15 protein-coding genes and 1 tRNA gene are annotated in these 16,177 nt (G+C 74.0%); 8 read left to right on the top strand and 8 right to left on the bottom strand.

The window, feature by feature from the left end:
- Nucleotides 1-743 (bottom strand): TerD family protein (locus CCS38_RS11805; RefSeq protein ID WP_223733188.1); only part of this gene is annotated, 743 nt, incomplete at its 3' end.
- Between the two features lie 272 nt (nucleotides 744-1,015).
- Between CCS38_RS11805 and CCS38_RS11800 the strand changes: the two genes are divergently transcribed.
- Genes CCS38_RS11800 through CCS38_RS11790 form a run of 3 tightly spaced genes read left to right on the top strand, consistent with a single transcriptional unit; the run spans nucleotide 1,016 to nucleotide 5,500 of the window.
- Nucleotides 1,016-2,203: an HpcH/HpaI aldolase/citrate lyase family protein gene (locus CCS38_RS11800; RefSeq protein WP_223733187.1), complete on the top strand. Its 1,188-nt coding sequence runs from the start codon at nucleotides 1,016-1,018 to the stop codon at nucleotides 2,201-2,203.
- Entirely contained in the window at nucleotides 2,196-4,661 is a 2,466-nt protein-coding gene (locus tag CCS38_RS11795) for a phosphoribosyltransferase (protein WP_223733186.1), read from the top strand. The genes CCS38_RS11800 and CCS38_RS11795 overlap by 8 nt, the downstream gene beginning before the upstream one ends.
- Nucleotides 4,658-5,500, top strand: a complete 843-nt coding sequence (locus CCS38_RS11790) for an HAD family hydrolase (protein WP_223733185.1) — start codon at nucleotides 4,658-4,660, stop codon at nucleotides 5,498-5,500. The genes CCS38_RS11795 and CCS38_RS11790 overlap by 4 nt, the downstream gene beginning before the upstream one ends.
- Before the next feature lie 31 nt (nucleotides 5,501-5,531).
- Here the strand turns inward: CCS38_RS11790 and CCS38_RS11785 are convergent, their stop codons facing one another.
- The 5 genes from CCS38_RS11785 to CCS38_RS11765 form a co-directional block, all read right to left on the bottom strand.
- Nucleotides 5,532-5,744: an FmdB family zinc ribbon protein gene (locus CCS38_RS11785; protein WP_030618155.1), complete on the bottom strand. Its 213-nt coding sequence runs from the start codon at nucleotides 5,742-5,744 to the stop codon at nucleotides 5,532-5,534.
- A gap of 47 nt (nucleotides 5,745-5,791) precedes the next feature.
- Nucleotides 5,792-6,766, bottom strand: coding sequence for a sugar kinase (locus CCS38_RS11780; protein WP_223733184.1), 975 nt, complete (start codon nucleotides 6,764-6,766; stop codon nucleotides 5,792-5,794).
- Nucleotides 6,763-7,401 carry a bifunctional 4-hydroxy-2-oxoglutarate aldolase/2-dehydro-3-deoxy-phosphogluconate aldolase gene (locus CCS38_RS11775; RefSeq protein ID WP_223733183.1) on the bottom strand — a complete coding sequence of 213 codons (639 nt, stop codon included), beginning with the start codon at nucleotides 7,399-7,401 and terminating at the stop codon, nucleotides 6,763-6,765. Before CCS38_RS11775 ends, CCS38_RS11780 begins: the two co-directional genes overlap by 4 nt.
- Nucleotides 7,402-7,491: 90 nt before the next feature.
- The gene (locus CCS38_RS11770; RefSeq protein WP_223733182.1) at nucleotides 7,492-8,124 is read right to left on the bottom strand and encodes a DUF4383 domain-containing protein; all 633 of its coding nucleotides are present in this window, start codon (nucleotides 8,122-8,124) and stop codon (nucleotides 7,492-7,494) included.
- A gap of 98 nt (nucleotides 8,125-8,222) precedes the next feature.
- Complete coding sequence (locus CCS38_RS11765) at nucleotides 8,223-9,482, bottom strand: coiled-coil domain-containing protein (RefSeq protein WP_372457050.1); 1,260 nt, start codon at nucleotides 9,480-9,482, stop codon at nucleotides 8,223-8,225.
- A 233-nt stretch (nucleotides 9,483-9,715) separates the two neighbouring features.
- Here CCS38_RS11765 and CCS38_RS11760 point away from each other — a divergent pair.
- From CCS38_RS11760 to CCS38_RS11745, 4 genes are all read left to right on the top strand, one after another.
- Nucleotides 9,716-9,787: transfer RNA gene (locus CCS38_RS11760), tRNA-Val, on the top strand.
- Between the two features lie 95 nt (nucleotides 9,788-9,882).
- On the top strand, nucleotides 9,883-11,277 hold the full coding sequence (locus CCS38_RS11755) for an FAD-binding oxidoreductase (protein ID WP_223733180.1): 1,395 nt from the start codon (nucleotides 9,883-9,885) through the stop codon (nucleotides 11,275-11,277).
- 309 nt (nucleotides 11,278-11,586) lie between these two features.
- Nucleotides 11,587-12,198 (top strand): hypothetical protein, encoded by a 612-nt coding sequence (locus CCS38_RS11750; RefSeq protein ID WP_223733179.1) that lies wholly within the window; start codon nucleotides 11,587-11,589, stop codon nucleotides 12,196-12,198.
- 333 nt (nucleotides 12,199-12,531) lie between these two features.
- The gene (locus tag CCS38_RS11745) at nucleotides 12,532-13,182 is read left to right on the top strand and encodes an STAS domain-containing protein (protein WP_223733178.1); all 651 of its coding nucleotides are present in this window, start codon (nucleotides 12,532-12,534) and stop codon (nucleotides 13,180-13,182) included.
- A gap of 117 nt (nucleotides 13,183-13,299) precedes the next feature.
- Here the strand turns inward: CCS38_RS11745 and CCS38_RS11740 are convergent, their stop codons facing one another.
- The gene (locus tag CCS38_RS11740; RefSeq protein ID WP_223733177.1) at nucleotides 13,300-14,178 is read right to left on the bottom strand and encodes an alpha/beta fold hydrolase; all 879 of its coding nucleotides are present in this window, start codon (nucleotides 14,176-14,178) and stop codon (nucleotides 13,300-13,302) included.
- A gap of 88 nt (nucleotides 14,179-14,266) precedes the next feature.
- Nucleotides 14,267-15,481 (bottom strand): methyltransferase, encoded by a 1,215-nt coding sequence (locus CCS38_RS11735; RefSeq protein ID WP_223733176.1) that lies wholly within the window; start codon nucleotides 15,479-15,481, stop codon nucleotides 14,267-14,269.
- 294 nt (nucleotides 15,482-15,775) lie between these two features.
- Here CCS38_RS11735 and CCS38_RS11730 point away from each other — a divergent pair.
- Nucleotides 15,776-16,177 (top strand): universal stress protein (locus CCS38_RS11730; protein ID WP_223733175.1); only part of this gene is annotated, 402 nt, incomplete at its 3' end.

The following is a 16,177-nucleotide window of genomic DNA, read 5'->3' as shown; positions in this document are numbered from 1 at the left end:
TCCGTGACCCCGGCGGCCGGTTCGGGGAACGGCACCGGGTCCGGCACGGCACGCGTGACGTCCTCGGAGCCCGCCACCGGCGGCCCGGGCACCGCCTGAGTCGCGTCGTCGGCGCCCGGCACGGCGCCCCGCGCCACCGTCGCCCCGTCGGCCCCCCGCGCGGCGCCGGCGGGCTCAGCGGCGTCGTCCGCGGCGTCCGCGCCGTCGTCCACCGAGATCCCGAACTCCGTCGCCAGCCCCACCAGGCCGCTGTCGTACCCCTGGCCCAGCGCGCGGAACTTCCAGGCGTCCGCCCGCCGGTACAGCTCACCGCAGATCAGTGCGGTCTCCTCGCCGGTCTCCGGCTCGACCTCGAACACTGCCAGTGGCCCGCCGTCTCCCTGCGTCGCGTCGTAGAGCTCCACCCGGAGATCCGGTACGTGCCCGAACGGGTCGCCGTCCGAGGACGCGCCCACCACCACCCGGTCCACCGACGGGTCCAGCGCCGCGAGATCCGCCTCGATGGTGTCGGTCAGCGCGTCGGTCAGCCGCTTCTTGGGGAGATGACGCACCGCCCCGCTGGGGTGCCGCGGCTGGTTGTAGAACACGAAGTCCGCGTCCGAGCGCACCCGTCCGTCGGCGCCCAGCAGCAGTGCGGAGGCGTCCACGTCGGGCACTCCCGTGCCCGGCGTCCAGCGCAGGACGGCGCGTACGGCAGTGGCGTCCAGGGGTACGTTCGACCCCTTCTGCATGGCGTGCGTCATGACGTCATCCTGCCTGCTGAGCGGGGCGACGGACAACGCGGGGGCGCGCCCGCGCGGCGAAACGGCGGCGCGCGGCCCCCTCCGGCCGGGGGCGCGGCGCCCGTCCGCGGGGTGCGCGGCCCCCTTCTGCCGGGCGGGCGACACGTGAATTTCACCTGCGTGGGAACTTTCCATAGGGGTCCACACGTACGATTACCGACCGGATCCAGACACCGGAAGCCGGGGAAAGCACCGCAGGGGTGGCCGAATCCCGCCCGCACTCGGGGAGTTGTATGCGTCATTTCGGACACCTGCCGCCCGGCCTCCGCGCGACGCTGTTCCACCAGGAGCCGGCGGAGTTCACCGCCGACTCCCCGCAGCGGCTGCTCGCCGTCGCGCTCGGCGCCACCCTCTACAGCCCCGCGACCAGGCCGCAGCTGGCCGCCGACGTCCTCAAGCAGGCCGCGCGCGGCGTCGTGTCCATGGTGCTGTGCCTGGAGGACTCCATCGGCGACGGCGACGTGGCGGCCGGCGAGGAGAACCTCGTACGGCAGTTCACCGAGCTGGCCGAAATGACGGCCAAGAACGCCAAGGAAGCCGAAAGTCCGCTTCCCCTTCTCTTTGTCCGTGTCCGCACCCCCGACCAGATACCGGACCTGACCCGGCGGCTCGGCCCGGCCGTCCGGCTGCTCTCCGGGTTCGTGCTGCCGAAGTTCACCGCGCTGCGCGGCGTGCCGTTCCTGGAGGCCCTCGCCGCCGCCGAAGCGGCCTGCGGGCGGCGGCTCTTCGCGATGCCGGTGCTGGAGTCGCCCGAGCTGCTCCACCTGGAGAGCCGCACGGAGACCCTGCAGGGCATCGCCCGCACCGTCGACGCCTACCGCGACCGCGTCCTCGCGCTGCGCCTCGGCGTCACGGACTTCTGCTCGGCGTACGGGCTGCGCCGCGCGCCGGACATGACCGCGTACGACGTACGGATCGTCGCCTCCGTGATCGCCGATGTCGTCAACGTCCTGGGCCGCGCCGACGGCAGCGGCTTCACGGTCACCGGGCCGGTCTGGGAGTACTTCCGGCTGCACGAGCGGATGTTCAAGCCGCAGCTGCGGCAGAGCCCCTTCCGGGGCCGCGCCGAGGAGCTGCGCACTTCGCTCATCGAGCACGCCATGGACGGCCTGCTGCGCGAGATCGAGCTGGACCGGGCGAACGGCCTGCAGGGCAAGACCTGCATCCACCCCTCGCACGTTCCCCCGGTGCACGCCCTGTCGGTCGTCAGCCACGAGGAGTTCAGCGACGCGGCCGACATCCTGCGCCCCGAGCGCGACGGCGGCGGCGTCCTGCGCTCCGCCTACACGAACAAGATGAACGAGGTGAAGCCGCACCGCGCCTGGGCGGAGCGCACGCTGCTGCGCGCCGAGGTCTTCGGCGTCGCGCGCGAGGGCGTCAGCTTCGTGGAACTGCTGGCGGCGAGCGTGCCGCATGCCTGAGAACACGCCTGAGAAGAGGAACAGCACAGTGGTGTGGACCGGCACATGGGTCGCGGAGCGGCTCGGGGTCGAACTGAACGGCGCGGACGGGCTGTCCGACCTGCTGGGGCTCGCGCTGCGGCGCAACCCCAAGCGGGCCCATCTGCTCGTGTCGCAGGTGCTCGGCAAGCATGTGCCGCAGCGGCCCGCCGTGGTGTACGAAGCGGGGCACGGCCTCGGCCGCCGGGTCCGCGCGCTGCTGGGCGACGAAGCCGCCGCGCGGGCCGTGGTCCTCGGGTACGCCGAGACCGCCACCGGGCTCGGGCACAGCGTCGCCGACGGCCTGGCGCTCGCCACGTACATCCACTCCACCCGGCGCCCCGTGCCCGGCGTCGAGCAGGCCGGCGGCTTCGAGGAGGAGCACAGCCACGCCACCTCGCATCTGCTGCTCCCCGAGGACCGCGCCCTGCTCACCGGCGACGGCCCGCTGGTCCTGGTCGACGACGAGTTCTCCACCGGACGCACGGTCCTCAACACCATCGCGGCCCTGCACGCCCGTTACCCGCGCCCGCGGTACGTGATCGTCGCGCTGACCGACATGCGGTCCGACGCGGACCGCGCCCGCCTGGAGAAGTTCGCCGCCGAGCTGGGGGCGCGCGTCGACCTGGTCGCGCTGGCCGCCGGTACGGCCGCGCTCCCGGCGGACGTACTGGAGCGCGGCCAGGCGCTGGTGGCGGAGTACGGCACGGAGCCCGCCGCCACCGTCCCCGCACCCCGGGGCGCGGCCGGGACCACCCGGGTCGCCCTGGAGTGGCCCGCCGGCCTCCCGGACGGCGGCCGGCACGGCTTCACCCCGGACCACCGCGCCCGGCTGGAGGCCGCGCTGCCCGGCATGGCGGCCCGGATCGCCGCCGCGCTGGGCGAGCGCGGGCTCCGCGAGGGAGCCCGCGAGGCCCGCGTCCTGGTGCTCGGCAACGAAGAGCTGATGTACGCGCCGCTGCGGCTGGCCTGTGCGCTGGACGAGGCGCTGCCCGCCGAGGTCCGCTTCTCCACCACGACGCGCTCCCCGGTGCTCGCCGTGGACGACCCCGGCTACGCGATCCGTACGAAGCTCGCCTTCCCCGCGCACGACCGCCCGGCGGACGGCCCTGGCGAGCGGTACGCGTACAACGTCGCGCCCGGCGCGGACCCCGGCCGCCGCTTCGACGCGGTCGTCGTGCTGGTCGACTCGGCCGGCGACACCCCCGAACTGCACGCGCCCGGCGGCCTGCTGGCCTCCCTCGCCGCGCACACGGACCACGTCCTGCTCGGCGTCGTCCCCGCGTACAGACCGGGCGCCGGACCGCTGCGCGGCCCCGCCTTCTCCTCCTACGCCCCCGAGGACGTCGGCTGGCTGCTTCAGGACCTCTCCGACGTCACCCTCGAAGCCCCCACCGAGGAGCGCGAGGAGGCGATCCAGCGCGGCGGCGCGCACTACGCCGAGTCGCTGCCGGTGGAGTACCAGCCCAGCGAGGAGTACCAGGCGCTTTTCCGCGCCGCGCTGGACACCTCGGCGGCCCGCATCGCGCGGGCCGTCGGCGCGGTCACCGAAACCGTGCTCGCCGAGCGGTCGCCCCGCCCGGTGCTGGTGTCCCTCGCTCGTGCCGGCACCCCCGTCGGCGTCCTGATGCGCCGCTGGGCACAGCACGCACACGGCCTGGACCTGCCGCACTACGCCATATCGATCGTCCGCGGCCGCGGCATCGACACCACCGCGCTGCGCTGGCTCGCCGCCCACCACGACCCGGCCGACGTGGTCTTCGTCGACGGCTGGACCGGCAAGGGCGCGATCACCCGCGAACTGGCGCAGGCCCTCCGGGACTTCCCCGGCGCGGCCTTCGACCCGCGGATCGCGGTGCTCGCCGACCCCGGCGGCTGCGTGGACACCTACGGCACCCGCGACGACTTCCTCATCCCGTCCGCCTGCCTGAACTCCACGGTCTCCGGCCTGATCTCCCGTACGGTGCTCCGCGCCGACCTGGTGGGCCCGGACGACTTCCACGGCGCGAAGTTCTACCGCGAGCTGGCGGACACGGACGTCTCGCGGTACTTCCTCGACACCGTCGCGGCCCGGTTCGACGAGGTCGCGGCGGACGCCCGCGCCGACGCCGCGGCGCTGCTCGCCGCCGACCGCGCGCCCACCTGGGAGGGCTGGGCAGCGGTGGAGCGGATCAGCGAGGAGTACGGCATCCACGACGTCAACCTCGTGAAGCCGGGTGTCGGCGAGACCACCCGCGTTCTGCTGCGCCGCGTCCCCTGGAAGATCCTCGCGCGCAAGGGCGCGGGCGCGGACCTGGAACACATACGGCTGCTGGCGGAGCAGCGCGGCGTCCCGGTGGAGGAGACCGACGGCCTGCCGTACAGCTGCGTCGGACTGATCCACCCGCGCTACACCCGCGGCGCGACCGGCGCCGACGGCAAGGCGGTGGCGGCCAAGTGACCGGCTCACCCACGCCTGTGCTGATCGCCAGCGACCTCGACCGCACGCTCATCTACTCCGCCGCGGCCCTCGGGCTGACCATGCCCGACGCGCAGGCGCCGCGCCTGCTCTGCGTCGAGGTGTACGACCACAAGCCACTGTCGTACCTGACCGAGACCGCGGCCGCGCTGCTCGCCACCCTGGCGGCCGCCCGCGGCGCCCGCTTCGTCCCGGCCACCACCCGCACCCGCGAGCAGTACGCCCGCATCCATCTCCCGGGCCCCGTACCGGAGTTCGCGGTCTGCGCGAACGGCGGCCACCTCCTCGTCAACGGGGAGTCCGACCGGGACTGGCAGCGGACGGTCGCCGCCCGGCTGGCCGCCGAGTGCGCCCCGCTCGACGAGGTACGGGCGCATCTGCTGCGTACCGCGGACCCGTCCTGGCTGCTGAAGGAACGTACCGCCGAGGACCTCTTCGCGTACCTGGTCGTCGACCGGGCGCAGCTGCCGGAGACCTGGGTGAAGGACCTCGCGGGCTGGGCGGAGGGGCGCGGCTGGACGGTCTCCCTCCAGGGCCGCAAGATCTACGCCGTGCCGAAGCCGCTCACGAAGAGCGCGGCGGTCCGCGAGGCCGCCCGCCGCGCGGGCGCCGGCCGGATCCTCGCCGCCGGTGACTCCCTGCTGGACGCCGACCTGCTGCTGGCGGCGGACCGCGGCTGGCGCCCGGGCCACGGCGAGTTGGCGGACGCGGGGTGGTCGGCCCCGCACGTCACGGCGCTGGAGGAGCGTGGCGCGGCGGCGGGGGAGGAGATCGTACGGGCGTTCCTGGGAGAGGTGGCGGACCTGGGCGCTCAGCCGTAAAGCGGCTTTGGGCGCTCAGCCGTGTAAAGGCTCAACCGCAGCAGCCGCCCCCGCAGCAGCCGCCGCCTCCGCCCCCGCTCGGGGCCGGCGCCGCTGCCGTGCCGCCGACCGCGACGGCCGACAGCAGCTTCACCGTGTCGGCGTGGCCCTCGGGGCAGGGCGCGGGCGCGGCGGACTCGGCCATCGGGCGGCTGACCTCGAAGGTCGTCTCGCAGGAGCGGCAGCGGTACTCGTATCGGGGCATGGCCCAAGAATACGGCGAGCGGGTGACGGCCCGCCGGGACACCGGCCTCAGCGCACGACCGTGCCCGGCGCCGCGCCCAGCATGCCCAGTTCGGCGCGGGTCGGGGCGCCCTCCCAGTCACCGGGCGAGGCGACCGCGAACGCGCCCGTGGTGACCGCCCGCTCCAGCCGCCCGGCCACCGGCTCACCGTCCAGCAGGGCCGAGAGGTACCCGGCCACGAAGGCGTCGCCCGCGCCGACCGCGTCCACCGCCCGTACGGCCTTCGCGGGCGCGTGCAGCGGCCCGTCGGCCGTGTACGCCGTGGCCCCTGCGGCGCCGAGCTTGACGACGACCTCGCGGGGCCCGGCCTTCAGGAGCCGTTCGGCCTGCGCGGCCGGCGAAGACACGCTCTCCGGCAGGCACAACGGCAGCTCGTCCTCCGAGGCGATCAGTACGTCCACGGAAGGCACCCAGGCGCTCAGCACCTCGGCCGCCGCCTCCGCGCTCCACAGCCGGGACCGGAAGTTCACATCGAGGCAGACCGTGCTGCCGTGCGCGCGGGCCAGCCGCAGGGCTCGCTCGGCCGCCCCGCGCGCCTCGGGGCCCAGCGCGGGGGTGATGCCGGTGAGGTGCAGTACTCGTGGCGGCGCGGCCGCGAACGCCCGCTCCACGGCGTCCGCGCGCAGCCGCGAACCGGCCGAGCCCGCCCGGTAGTAGTGCACCCGCGTCACCTCGGGCAGCCGCGGCTCGAACATCAGCAGCCCGGTCGGCGCGCCGCCGCCGTCCGTCGACGCGCCCGAGACGTCCACGCCCTCGGCCCGCAGCGTCCGCAGCACGAGCTGCCCGGCCTCGTCGTCGCCGACCGCGCCCGCCCAGCGCACCGGATGCCCGAGCCGGGCCAGCCCGATGGCCACATTGCTCTCGGCGCCCGCGACGGACACCTGCATCGTGCCGCCCAGCTTCAGTGGCCCGCTGCCGCGCAGCGCGACCATGGTCTCGCCGAGGGTCAGTACCTCCGGCCCGGCGGTGTCCGTACCGCTCACGCCAGCCCCTCCGCGCCCTCGGCGCAGATCTCCAGGAAGTCCGCGGTCCGTCGGCGCAGCGCGCTCAGGTCGCCGCCGTCCGCCGCGTCCCCGATGAGCGGCGAGCCGACGCCCACCGCCACCGCGCCAGCGGCCAGGTACGCGCGGGCCGCCGCCGCGTCCACCCCGCCCACCGGCACGAACGGCAGCTCAGGGAAGGGCGCCCGCAGCGCCTTGAGGTACGCGGGGCCGCCGAGGGAGGCGGGGAAGAGCTTCAGGGCCGTCGCCCCGGCGGCCCTCGCCGCGATCACCTCGGTCGGCGTCAGCACCCCCGCCACCACCGGCAGCTCACGGCGCACGCACGCGTCCACGCCGGCGCCCAGCCCCGGCGTGACCGCCAGGTTCGCGCCGGCCTCGGCGGCCCGCTCGACGTCCTCGGCGGTGGTGACGGTCCCCGCGCCCAGCCATGCGTCCGGCCCCAGCTCCTGCCGGGCCCGCCGGATGACGCCGAGCGCGTCCGTGCCGCTGAGCGAGACCTCGACGAGCCGCACCCCCTCCTCGGTGAGGGCCATGACCGTACGGAAGGACGCCTCGGGGTCCTTGCCGCGGATGATGGCGACGAGCCGTCCGGCCCGGAGCGCTGCGCTGAAGTCCATGGTTCTCCCGGTGGGTGCGGCGGTGGGCGGTGCTTGCCGCCCATTCTGGAACACCGGCCGGGCGCAGCTCCCGGGGGGAGCGCGGCTCCGTCATGCTCCCTTCCCCCGCGCGCCGCCGCGCTGCAGCGTGCCGTCCTGCTGTGCTTTCCGCAGCAGGGCCGCCTGCTGCGGGTTCAGCCGGGAGGAGCGGGGGACCGCCTCCGGGTGCCGGGCGCGCCAGTACGGGTTGTTGTGCGGCAGGCCGCCGCTGACCCGGCCGTACATGCCGAAGACCAGCAGCATCAGCCCGACCACAAAACTGAACAGGACATTCTGGAGGCGGAAGGCGAGGTAATTGAAGCCGGTCTCCAGGACCGCCAGATTGACGAAGCCGCTCAGCAGGAAGGCGAGGCCGAGCACGGTGTTGAGGGTGGAGGCGAAGTTCCCGCCGATCACCATCCCCACGAAGAGCAGCAGACCGATGAGGACGGACAGCACGCTCAGCGCGCCGTTGGTGTTCAGGCCCGCGACCGTGTCGCCGCCGGTGTCGAAGAAGCCGATCCGGTCGATCAGGCCGAGGATGCCGAAGGCGAGGAGCACCAGTCCCATCAGCCCGGCGCCGACCCGGTAGACCGTACTCAGCCGGTGGTCGACGGGCAGATGCTCGTCGAGCTTGGTGTGCCGCCGGGGAGCGGGCCGCCGCGGGGTGCGGGAGGGCCCGTGAAGGGCGTGGCCAGCAGCCATGTCCGGCCTCCTTTGCACAGAGCGACCGCCAGGGGCGTACCGCCGTGCCTCCCTCCAGCTTCCGCCCCCGCGCCGGGCGACGCCATCCCGCGAGGCGGTCAGCTGCCGCCGCCCCGTTCCTCGCGGATCGCCTGGACCACCCGCGCCGCGGTCTCCCGTACCGCGTCCGTCTCGGTCAGGAAGTGCCACCAGTCCGGATGCCGGCTGCCCTCCAGCGCGGCCTCGGCCCGCTCCAGCCGCGCCACTGCCTCGTCCAGCGGACGTGCGTGCCGGGGATCGGGCGTGCTCCGCCCCGCCATCGCCAGCCGCTGCGCGTCCCGGATCGCGAACCGCGTCCGCTCGATCTCCTTCTGCCGGTCGAAGGACACCTCGTCCAGCCGCCGCAGCCGGTCCCCGGCCGCCGACACCGCCTCGTCCGTCGTGTTCAGCAGCGCCCGGACGGTCGCCAGCAGGCTCGTCGCGTCCGCCCACCGCTGCTCGTCCCGCGCGGTCTGCGCCTCGCGCAGCCTGTCCTCGGCCTGCCGTACGGCGTCCGCCGCCTGCTGCGGCACCTGCTGCAGGTCCTGCCAGCACGCCGCGCTGTACCGCCGCCGCAGCTCGCTCAGTACGGGGTCCACGTTCCCCGCGCGCGTCGTGATCGCCTGCGCCCGGGTCCGCAGCGACACCAGCCGCTTGCCGATGTCGGCGGCCTTCTCCGGCAGCCGCTCCGCCTCCGTACGGATGGCCTCGGCCCGGCGCAGGACGTCGTCGGCGCGCTGGATCGTCTCCTGCACGCCGTGCTGCCCGGCCCCCTGGTTCAGCTTGGTCAGCTCGGGCGACAGCGCCGCCAGCCGGGCGGCGAGATCATCGGCCTTCAGGCCGTCCGCGCGCACCGCGTCCAGCGCCCGGGTCGCCGCCAGCAGCGCCTGCCGGGCCCGCTCCACCGCCGGCGCCAGCCGCGCGAGCTGCGTCTCCGCGGTCTGCAGCAGCGGCCCGAGGCCCTGCGCGAACCGCTCCAGCTCCTTGCCGACCGCCGTCAGCTCGTCCTTGGCGCGGGTCAGATCGGCGCGCGCCCGGGAGGCAGTGGCACCATCGAGATCGTCCCGGTCCAGATCGTGGGCGTCCACGGCCGCGATGTACGTCCGGCTGACCTCGTCGATCCGCCGCCCCAGCTGCGCGTACCCCTCGGCGGCCCGCCGCGCGCCCGGCGAGTCGTCCACCGCCGTGATCGTCTCGATCGAGATCTTCAGGTCCCGCTGGGCGGTGTCCAGCTCGTAGAACGCGGCCGCCGCGGCGTCCTTCGCCGCCTGCGCCTCCGCCCGCTGGCTCTCCCCGCGCCCGAACCACCGTCTGGTACCGCCACCGGCGAACGCCATCATCCCCCCACCGACTGTCGTCGCGGCCGGCGCGGGCACCGGCGACCTGCTCGCTGCTCGTACGGCCGCGTGTGTGTCGCCGTCACAACCCTCTCCCGCTCGCGTCGCCCCAGGCCCGTAGCCATTCTCCCACCCTGTACGGACGAACACACCGGCCGGTAGGTTCAGCATCCGGACGCTTCCCCACACGGGTTTGCGAACCATCCCCGCAGGCAAGGTAGTCTGTCGGTTCATCCGGGCGCATAGCTCAGCGGTAGAGCGCTGCTCTTACAAAGCAGATGTCACAGGTTCAAATCCTGTTGTGCCCACGTATACGGAGACCCTCGGCCGGTTCGGCCGGGGGTCTCCGGCGTTACGCTGAGAAAACGGGGGAGCGGACCAGCTGGATACCAGGAGGTATCTGATGGCATCCCGTGAGCTGAGCGGTGCGGTGCTGGGCGGTCTTCGGGCCGGGTTCGCCGGGGAAGTGATCACGCCCGGTGATCCGTCGTACGACGCGCACCGCAGCGTCTTCAACGCGATGATCGACCGGCGGCCCGCCGTCATCGCGTGCTGTGCGACCGCCGAGGACGTCGGCCGGGCGGTCCGCTGGGCGCGCGAGGAGGGGCTGGAGATCGCGGTGCGCGGCGGCGGGCACAGCGTCGCCGGGACGGCGGTGAACGACGGCGGTCTCGTCGTCGATCTGCGGCGGATGAACGGTGCGACGGCCGATCCGGAGAGCCGTACGGTACGCGTCGGCGGCGGCGCGACCATGGGCGATCTCGACCGGGCGGCCGGCGCGCACGGGCTGGCGACGACCGGCGGGCGGGTCTCGACCACCGGGGTCGGCGGCTTCACGCTGGGCGGCGGATCCGGCTGGCTGGAGCGGAAGTACGGCCTGACCTGCGAGAACCTGGTAGAGGTCGAGCTGGTCACGGCGGCCGGGGAGGCGGTGCGGGCGAGCGGCACCGAGAATCCGGAACTGTTCTGGGCGCTGCACGGGGGCGGCGGCAACTTCGGGGTGGCGACGTCCTTCACGTACCGGCTGTACGAACTGCCCGCGTTCAGCTTCGGGATGCTGGTGTGGCGTCCGGAGGCCGGCCGCGAGGTGCTGCATGCGTACCGCGACTTCATGGCGGCGGCGCCCGACGAGGTCGGCGGCGGGCTGCTCTATCTCACCGGCCCGCCCGAGGAGTTCGTGCCCGCGCATCTGCAGGGCCGGATGGCGTGCGTGTGCCTGATCACGTACGCGGGACCGGTGGCGCGGGCGCGCGAGGTGATGGCACCGATGCTGCGCCTCGGGCACGAGGGCGAGCTGATCACGGACATCCCGTACGCGGAGTTCCAGTGCATGCTCGACGACCCGCCCGGCTACCGGAACTACTGGTCGGCGGAGTACCTGGCAGAGCTGCCCGACCGGGCCGTCGACGTCTTCTGCGAGCGTGCCGACGACATGGTCGTGCCCTCGCCGTCCCAGCATCTGCTGCTGCCCCTGGGCGGCGTGCTCGCGCGCGGCGCGCCGGTGGACTACCCGGTGCCGTGGCGGGCGGCCCCCTGGGCGGTGCATCCGCTCGGCCTCTGGGAGGACCCGGCCGACGACGCGCGCGCCCGGCAGTGGGCGCGTGACCTGCGCGACGACATGCGGCCGTGGTCCATCGGCGCGGTGAACCTCAACTTCATCGGGCACGAGGGCGGCGAGCGGGTCGTCGAGGGAGTGGGCGCGGACAACCACACGCGGCTCGCGGCGGTGAAGGCCGCTTACGACCCGGACAACGTCTTCCGCAGTAACCACAACATCAGGCCGGGGCGGGCCGCTTAGCCGTCGGGACGCGGCGGCCCTCGGGTGTCCTTTCTGTCGGTTATGCAGCCGTGGTGACTTCCTGCGCCGGACATGCGAGGGAAGAGGCGCATGTGGCGGGCGGAGAGAGCAGCGTGCGCGTGAGGTGGCCGAGGGGGGAAGTGGCCGGATTTGGCGGGTTCCGCGTCGATCGTGAGTTCTATGGTGAAGCGGAGTGGCCCCGGACCCCGGTCGCGCCTGTTCAGCGCGCCTTTTCAGTGGCGCGGCGCCGGTGGGATTCCCCGGCGGCAGGCCCCCGAGTCCACTTCCGAAGGAGAGCAGGGTCCGGCCATGGAGCAGAGTACGGCCGTCTCCCGTATGTCCCCGGCCGCCGCCGGCCGAGCCCCCGCGTTCCGCTGGGCGCTCAGCGCACGACGGCGGCCCGGTAGCGACAAGGAGGCCACCGTGCTGGCTTGCGCGGTGCTGGACGCGCTCGGCGTGCCGGGGGAGGGCAGCGCGTCGCTGGTCTCGGACCTGGCCCGGGCGACGGCCTACGTGCTGACCCACGGCAGCGCGGACGCGTACCGCCTCACGATCGAGATCGACGGCGGGCAGTGCGCGGTACGGGTCGACGACCGGGAGGCGGGCGAGGAGCCCGGGGGCGAGGGCGCCGCGCAGCAGCTGGGCACCGGGGAGGCGGGCGCGGGGCGGCTGTGCGTGCACCACCGTACGGACGGCTCGCTCGTGGTGTTCTTCCGCCGGCCGTTCCCGGAGGTCACCGAGCTGGCGTCGGGCGGTCCGGAAGAGCCGGACGGCCCGGAGAGGCCGAGCGGTCCGGAGCGGGCGGGTGGTCCGGAGCGGACGGGCTCGGCGGACGTCGTTCCGCTGCCGGTCGCTCCGCTCGCGTCCGGGGCTTGTGGCAGGTCCGGGGCCGTCGCCACGGATTTGGCCGCCGAGGGTTGACCGTTCACCGTTCTGCTTTATGCTTCCGATGGCCGGAGAATCCCTGCATAAATGCAGAGTTCTGCTCCCTCCCGCGGTGTTTTACGGCGCCATTCGGCCACTGTCTGAGCCTGGCCTGCCGTCAAGCAACATGGATAAAATTCACCCGTCAGTGGCGTTCTGTCATGCCTGATCGATTCTGCGTTGCGGGGCGCGGTTACGGTGCCTGTGCATCCCAGACCCTGGTGCGTACCGGCCCGTCGCCGTGTTCGTGATACGGCCTGAAGTACAACTGGGGGTGACGTGGGGGGAAGCGACGCCGATGTGCGGATGACCGTGCGCCATGGTGGTGACATGGTCGTACTCGCACTTCATGGCGAACTCGACCTGGCCATGGCGCTGCGCATCGAAGCCGACGTCCTGCTGGCGCTCCATGCGCTGTACGCGCTGCGGCGGTCGTCGATATTTCCCGCTCCTCGGGCCCGGGCGATGCCGAGGCCGCCGAGGGTGATTCCGCGGATACTGCCGCGCGTGAAGACCCTTCCGGAGGCCCGCCCCGACATCCGGACGGAAGACCGTCGGGAAGCCCGGTCGGAAGTCCCGTCGGAGGTCCGGACCGAAGGCCATCCGGACATGTGTCCCGAAGCCCGGCCCGAAGTGCCCGCGGAAATGTTTCCGTTGTCGAGCGGATTTCCGGTTTCCCCGCCCGGGTCTCTTTCCGAAGTACGGTTCGACGGCGTGCCCGGCGTATTCGCGGGCTGCCGCGATGCGGGCTGGAGGAACGCCAGGCCCGGCGAGAAGGCCATGGTGGTCGATCTCCGGCACATCACGTTCATGGACTGCAGCGGGCTGGACCTGCTCTGCCGGCTGCGGGACCAGGTGACGGCCCGGGGTGGCCGGCTGGCGCTGATGAATCCCCGCCCCATCGTGCTCCGCCTGCTCAAACTGGCCGCTCTGCGTGAGCCGTTCGAGCTGGTGGACGACGACGTACTGCCCGGCATCTGACGCCGTCCGGCGCCGGGCGGCACGCGACACCGGCTCCCCGCGGGAGCGGCGACTGTCCGCGGGGAGCCGGACGCGCCAGTGCGCTGCGCCTCCGCCGGTACGCGGCGCCCCGCTAAGTCAGTACGCGGCGCCGCGCAGGAATTCGGCCAGTTCGCGGTCGAACTGTGCGGCGTTCTCCAGGTGCACCATGTGGCCGGCGGCCGGGATACGGGCCCGTCGGGCGCCCGGCACCGCGAGGGCGACCGCATGGGCGTTGGCCGAAATATCGGTGCTGTCGAGGTCGCCGTCCATGACGAGGGTCGGCACGCTGATCTCCGCCAGCCGGCCCGCGGCGCCGACCTCCAGGGCCGTGCCGCGCCCCATCCCCTCGGCGTGCGCCCGCACCGTGGCCTTCGCCGTCGCGCGTATCCGCTCGCGCAAGCCGGCGTCGACCGACGCCGGTTCGCGGTGCGGGCCGTCCACCCACATCCGCAGGAAGTGCTCGATGAAGAGCGTCACGCCGCCCGGCGCGCTCACCGCCGCGACCTGTTCCCTGATGTGGTGCAGCAGGAACGGGTCGGAGAACGCGCGGCCGCTGATGCCGGGCGCGGCCAGCACCAGAGCGGCGACGGCGTCCGGGTGCGCCAGCGCGCTGTCCAGCGCGACGCGCGCGCCGTGCGAATGCCCGACCAACGTCGCGCGGGCGATGCCGAGATGGGCGAGCAGCGCCCGGAGGTCCTCGTGGTGGGCGTAGTCCCCGTCGACGACGGAGGAGCGGCCGTGGCCCCGCGCGTCGTACCGGACGACCCGGTACCCGGACCGCGCGAGCCACCCGAACTGCTCGTCCCACACGGTCAGATCGAGCATGCCCTCGTGCAGCAGCACCACCGCCGGGCCCGCCCCCGCCGCCTCGTAGTACAGCTCGCCGCCCGCTACGGGGGCGGTGCCCGACTCGATGCCCGGTTCGGGGAACAACTCCGGCTCGACGCCCGCGGGCATCCTCATATCGCTGCTCATGGTGTCATGATCACACTTTTGCCATGGATAAGGGAAGGGCGGGAGGGATCGGACGGAATCGGTCACTTCGTCCGCCCGCCGCGGGCGCTCAGCCCGCCGTGACCCCCAGCCGCCACAGGGACGTGACCTCCGCCGCGCGGGCCGCGTGCAGCGGGTCGGTGGTGTCGCGGGCGCGCGGGTGCCGGGGTGCGATGTCCAGCCGGTCGAGGACCGTCAGTCCGGCCGCTTCGAAGAGGGCGAGCAGATCGGCGCGGGTGCGCAGCCCGAGGTGCTCGGCGAGGTCGGAGAGGATCAGCCAGCCCTCGCCGCCCGGCGTCAGATGCGCCGGGAGCCCCGCGAGGAAGCCGCGCAGCATCCGGCTGTTCGGGTCGTAGACGGCGTACTCCACGGAGGAGGTCGGCTTGGCCGGTACCCAGGGCGGGTTGCAGACGACCAGCGGCGCGCGCCCGGCAGGAAAGAGGTCGGCCTCCATGATTTCCACCCGGTCGGCGACGCCCAGCCGTTCGGCGTTCTGCCGTGCGCACGCCAGCGCGCGCGGATCCTGGTCGGTACCGATGACCCGCGGGACGCCGCGCCGGGCCAGTACGGCCGCGAGGACGCCGGTGCCCGTGCCGATGTCGAACGCCAGCGCCGGCGGCTGTCCGGGCAGCGGCGCCCGGGCGACCAGGTCGACGTACTCGCCGCGCTGGGGTGAGAACACGCCGTAGTCCGGGTGCACGCGCTCGCCGCCGAGGGCGGGGATCTCGACGCCCTTGCGGTGCCATTCGTACGCGCCGACGAGTCCGAGGAGCTCACGCAGGGAGACGACCGAATCCGTACCGTCCGGCGCACCGCCGCCCTCGGGCGCGGGACCGGCGGGGCCGTACGCCAGCGCGCAGGCCGCGCGGACGTCGGGGGCGCGGTGCAGCGGGACGCCGTACTGGGCGTCGAGCGGCACCAGCAGCATGCCGAGGATGCGGGCGCGCTGGCTCTGCGCGGCGCGGTGCAGGTGGAAGGCGCGGGCCGGGTCGTCGGCCGGGGCCGGCTTGCGGGGGCGGCGGTCGATCCGCCGGGCCAGCGCGGCCAGCAGCTGGCGGGCGTTGTGGAAGTCGCCGCGCCAGAGCAGCGCGGTGCCCTCGCAGACCAGCTTGTACGCCGCGTCCGCCTTCGTCCGGTCGTCGGCGATCTCGACCCGCCGCGGCGGCGCCGCGCCGTTCTCCGAACGCCAGCGGGCGGAGCGGCGTACCCCGGACTCCTCCCAGGTGAGGACGGGGTGCGAGGAGTCGGCGGCGGTGGTGGAGGCGGTCGGCCGGTGTGCGTTCATGACGTCCCGGATCAGGCGGCACGGCCGGCTGAGGGCGCGTCCCGGAGGAGGGGCACGCCCCACGAGCGGGGCGGTGCGAGGACGTTCGACTTTACCGGCTCCGGGACACCCGGCCTGTTGCCGATCGTGCCCAGGCCTGTCCGGAATACAGGGCTATATCGCTTGTAATGCGTACTTTCGCATCCTTCCCGGGAGTGGTAACGATCGCAGTGGAGCGGCCGTGGCCGTGGCGGTCGCGGGAACGGCGGGCCGCGCGGCCGCCACGGCCCGCCGGGTGAGCGCAGGGAGGCAGTCATGGACAGCAGGCCGGTCATCGTCGGGGTGGACGGGTCCCCGGACAGCGAGCGCGCGGTGCACTGGGCGGCGGAGGCGGCCCGGCTCCGCTCCGCGCCACTGCAGATCGTGCACGTCTGGCCGTACGTCACCGCCGCCCGCGCCGCCGACGCCGAGGCGGGCACCGGTGACCCCGTACTGGAGGATCTGCGGCAGCGGCTGGCCGGGGACGCAGAGCTGCCGGAGGTCGAGTTCCGCAGCCTCAGCGGCCTCACCGACACCATCCTCCCCGCGCTCGGCGACGAGGCGCAGCTGCTGGTGCTGGGCTCGCGCGGCCGGGGCGGCTTCGCCAGCCTGCTGCTCGGCTCCAACGGCATGGCCTGCGCCGCGCACGCCGCCTGCCCCGTCGTGGTCGTGCCGCGC

It is taken from the genome of Streptomyces purpurogeneiscleroticus (genome assembly GCF_020024005.1).
Classification (GTDB): domain Bacteria; phylum Actinomycetota; class Actinomycetes; order Streptomycetales; family Streptomycetaceae; genus Streptomyces; species Streptomyces purpurogeneiscleroticus.
This window is presented reverse-complemented; position numbering and strand designations above follow the sequence as displayed.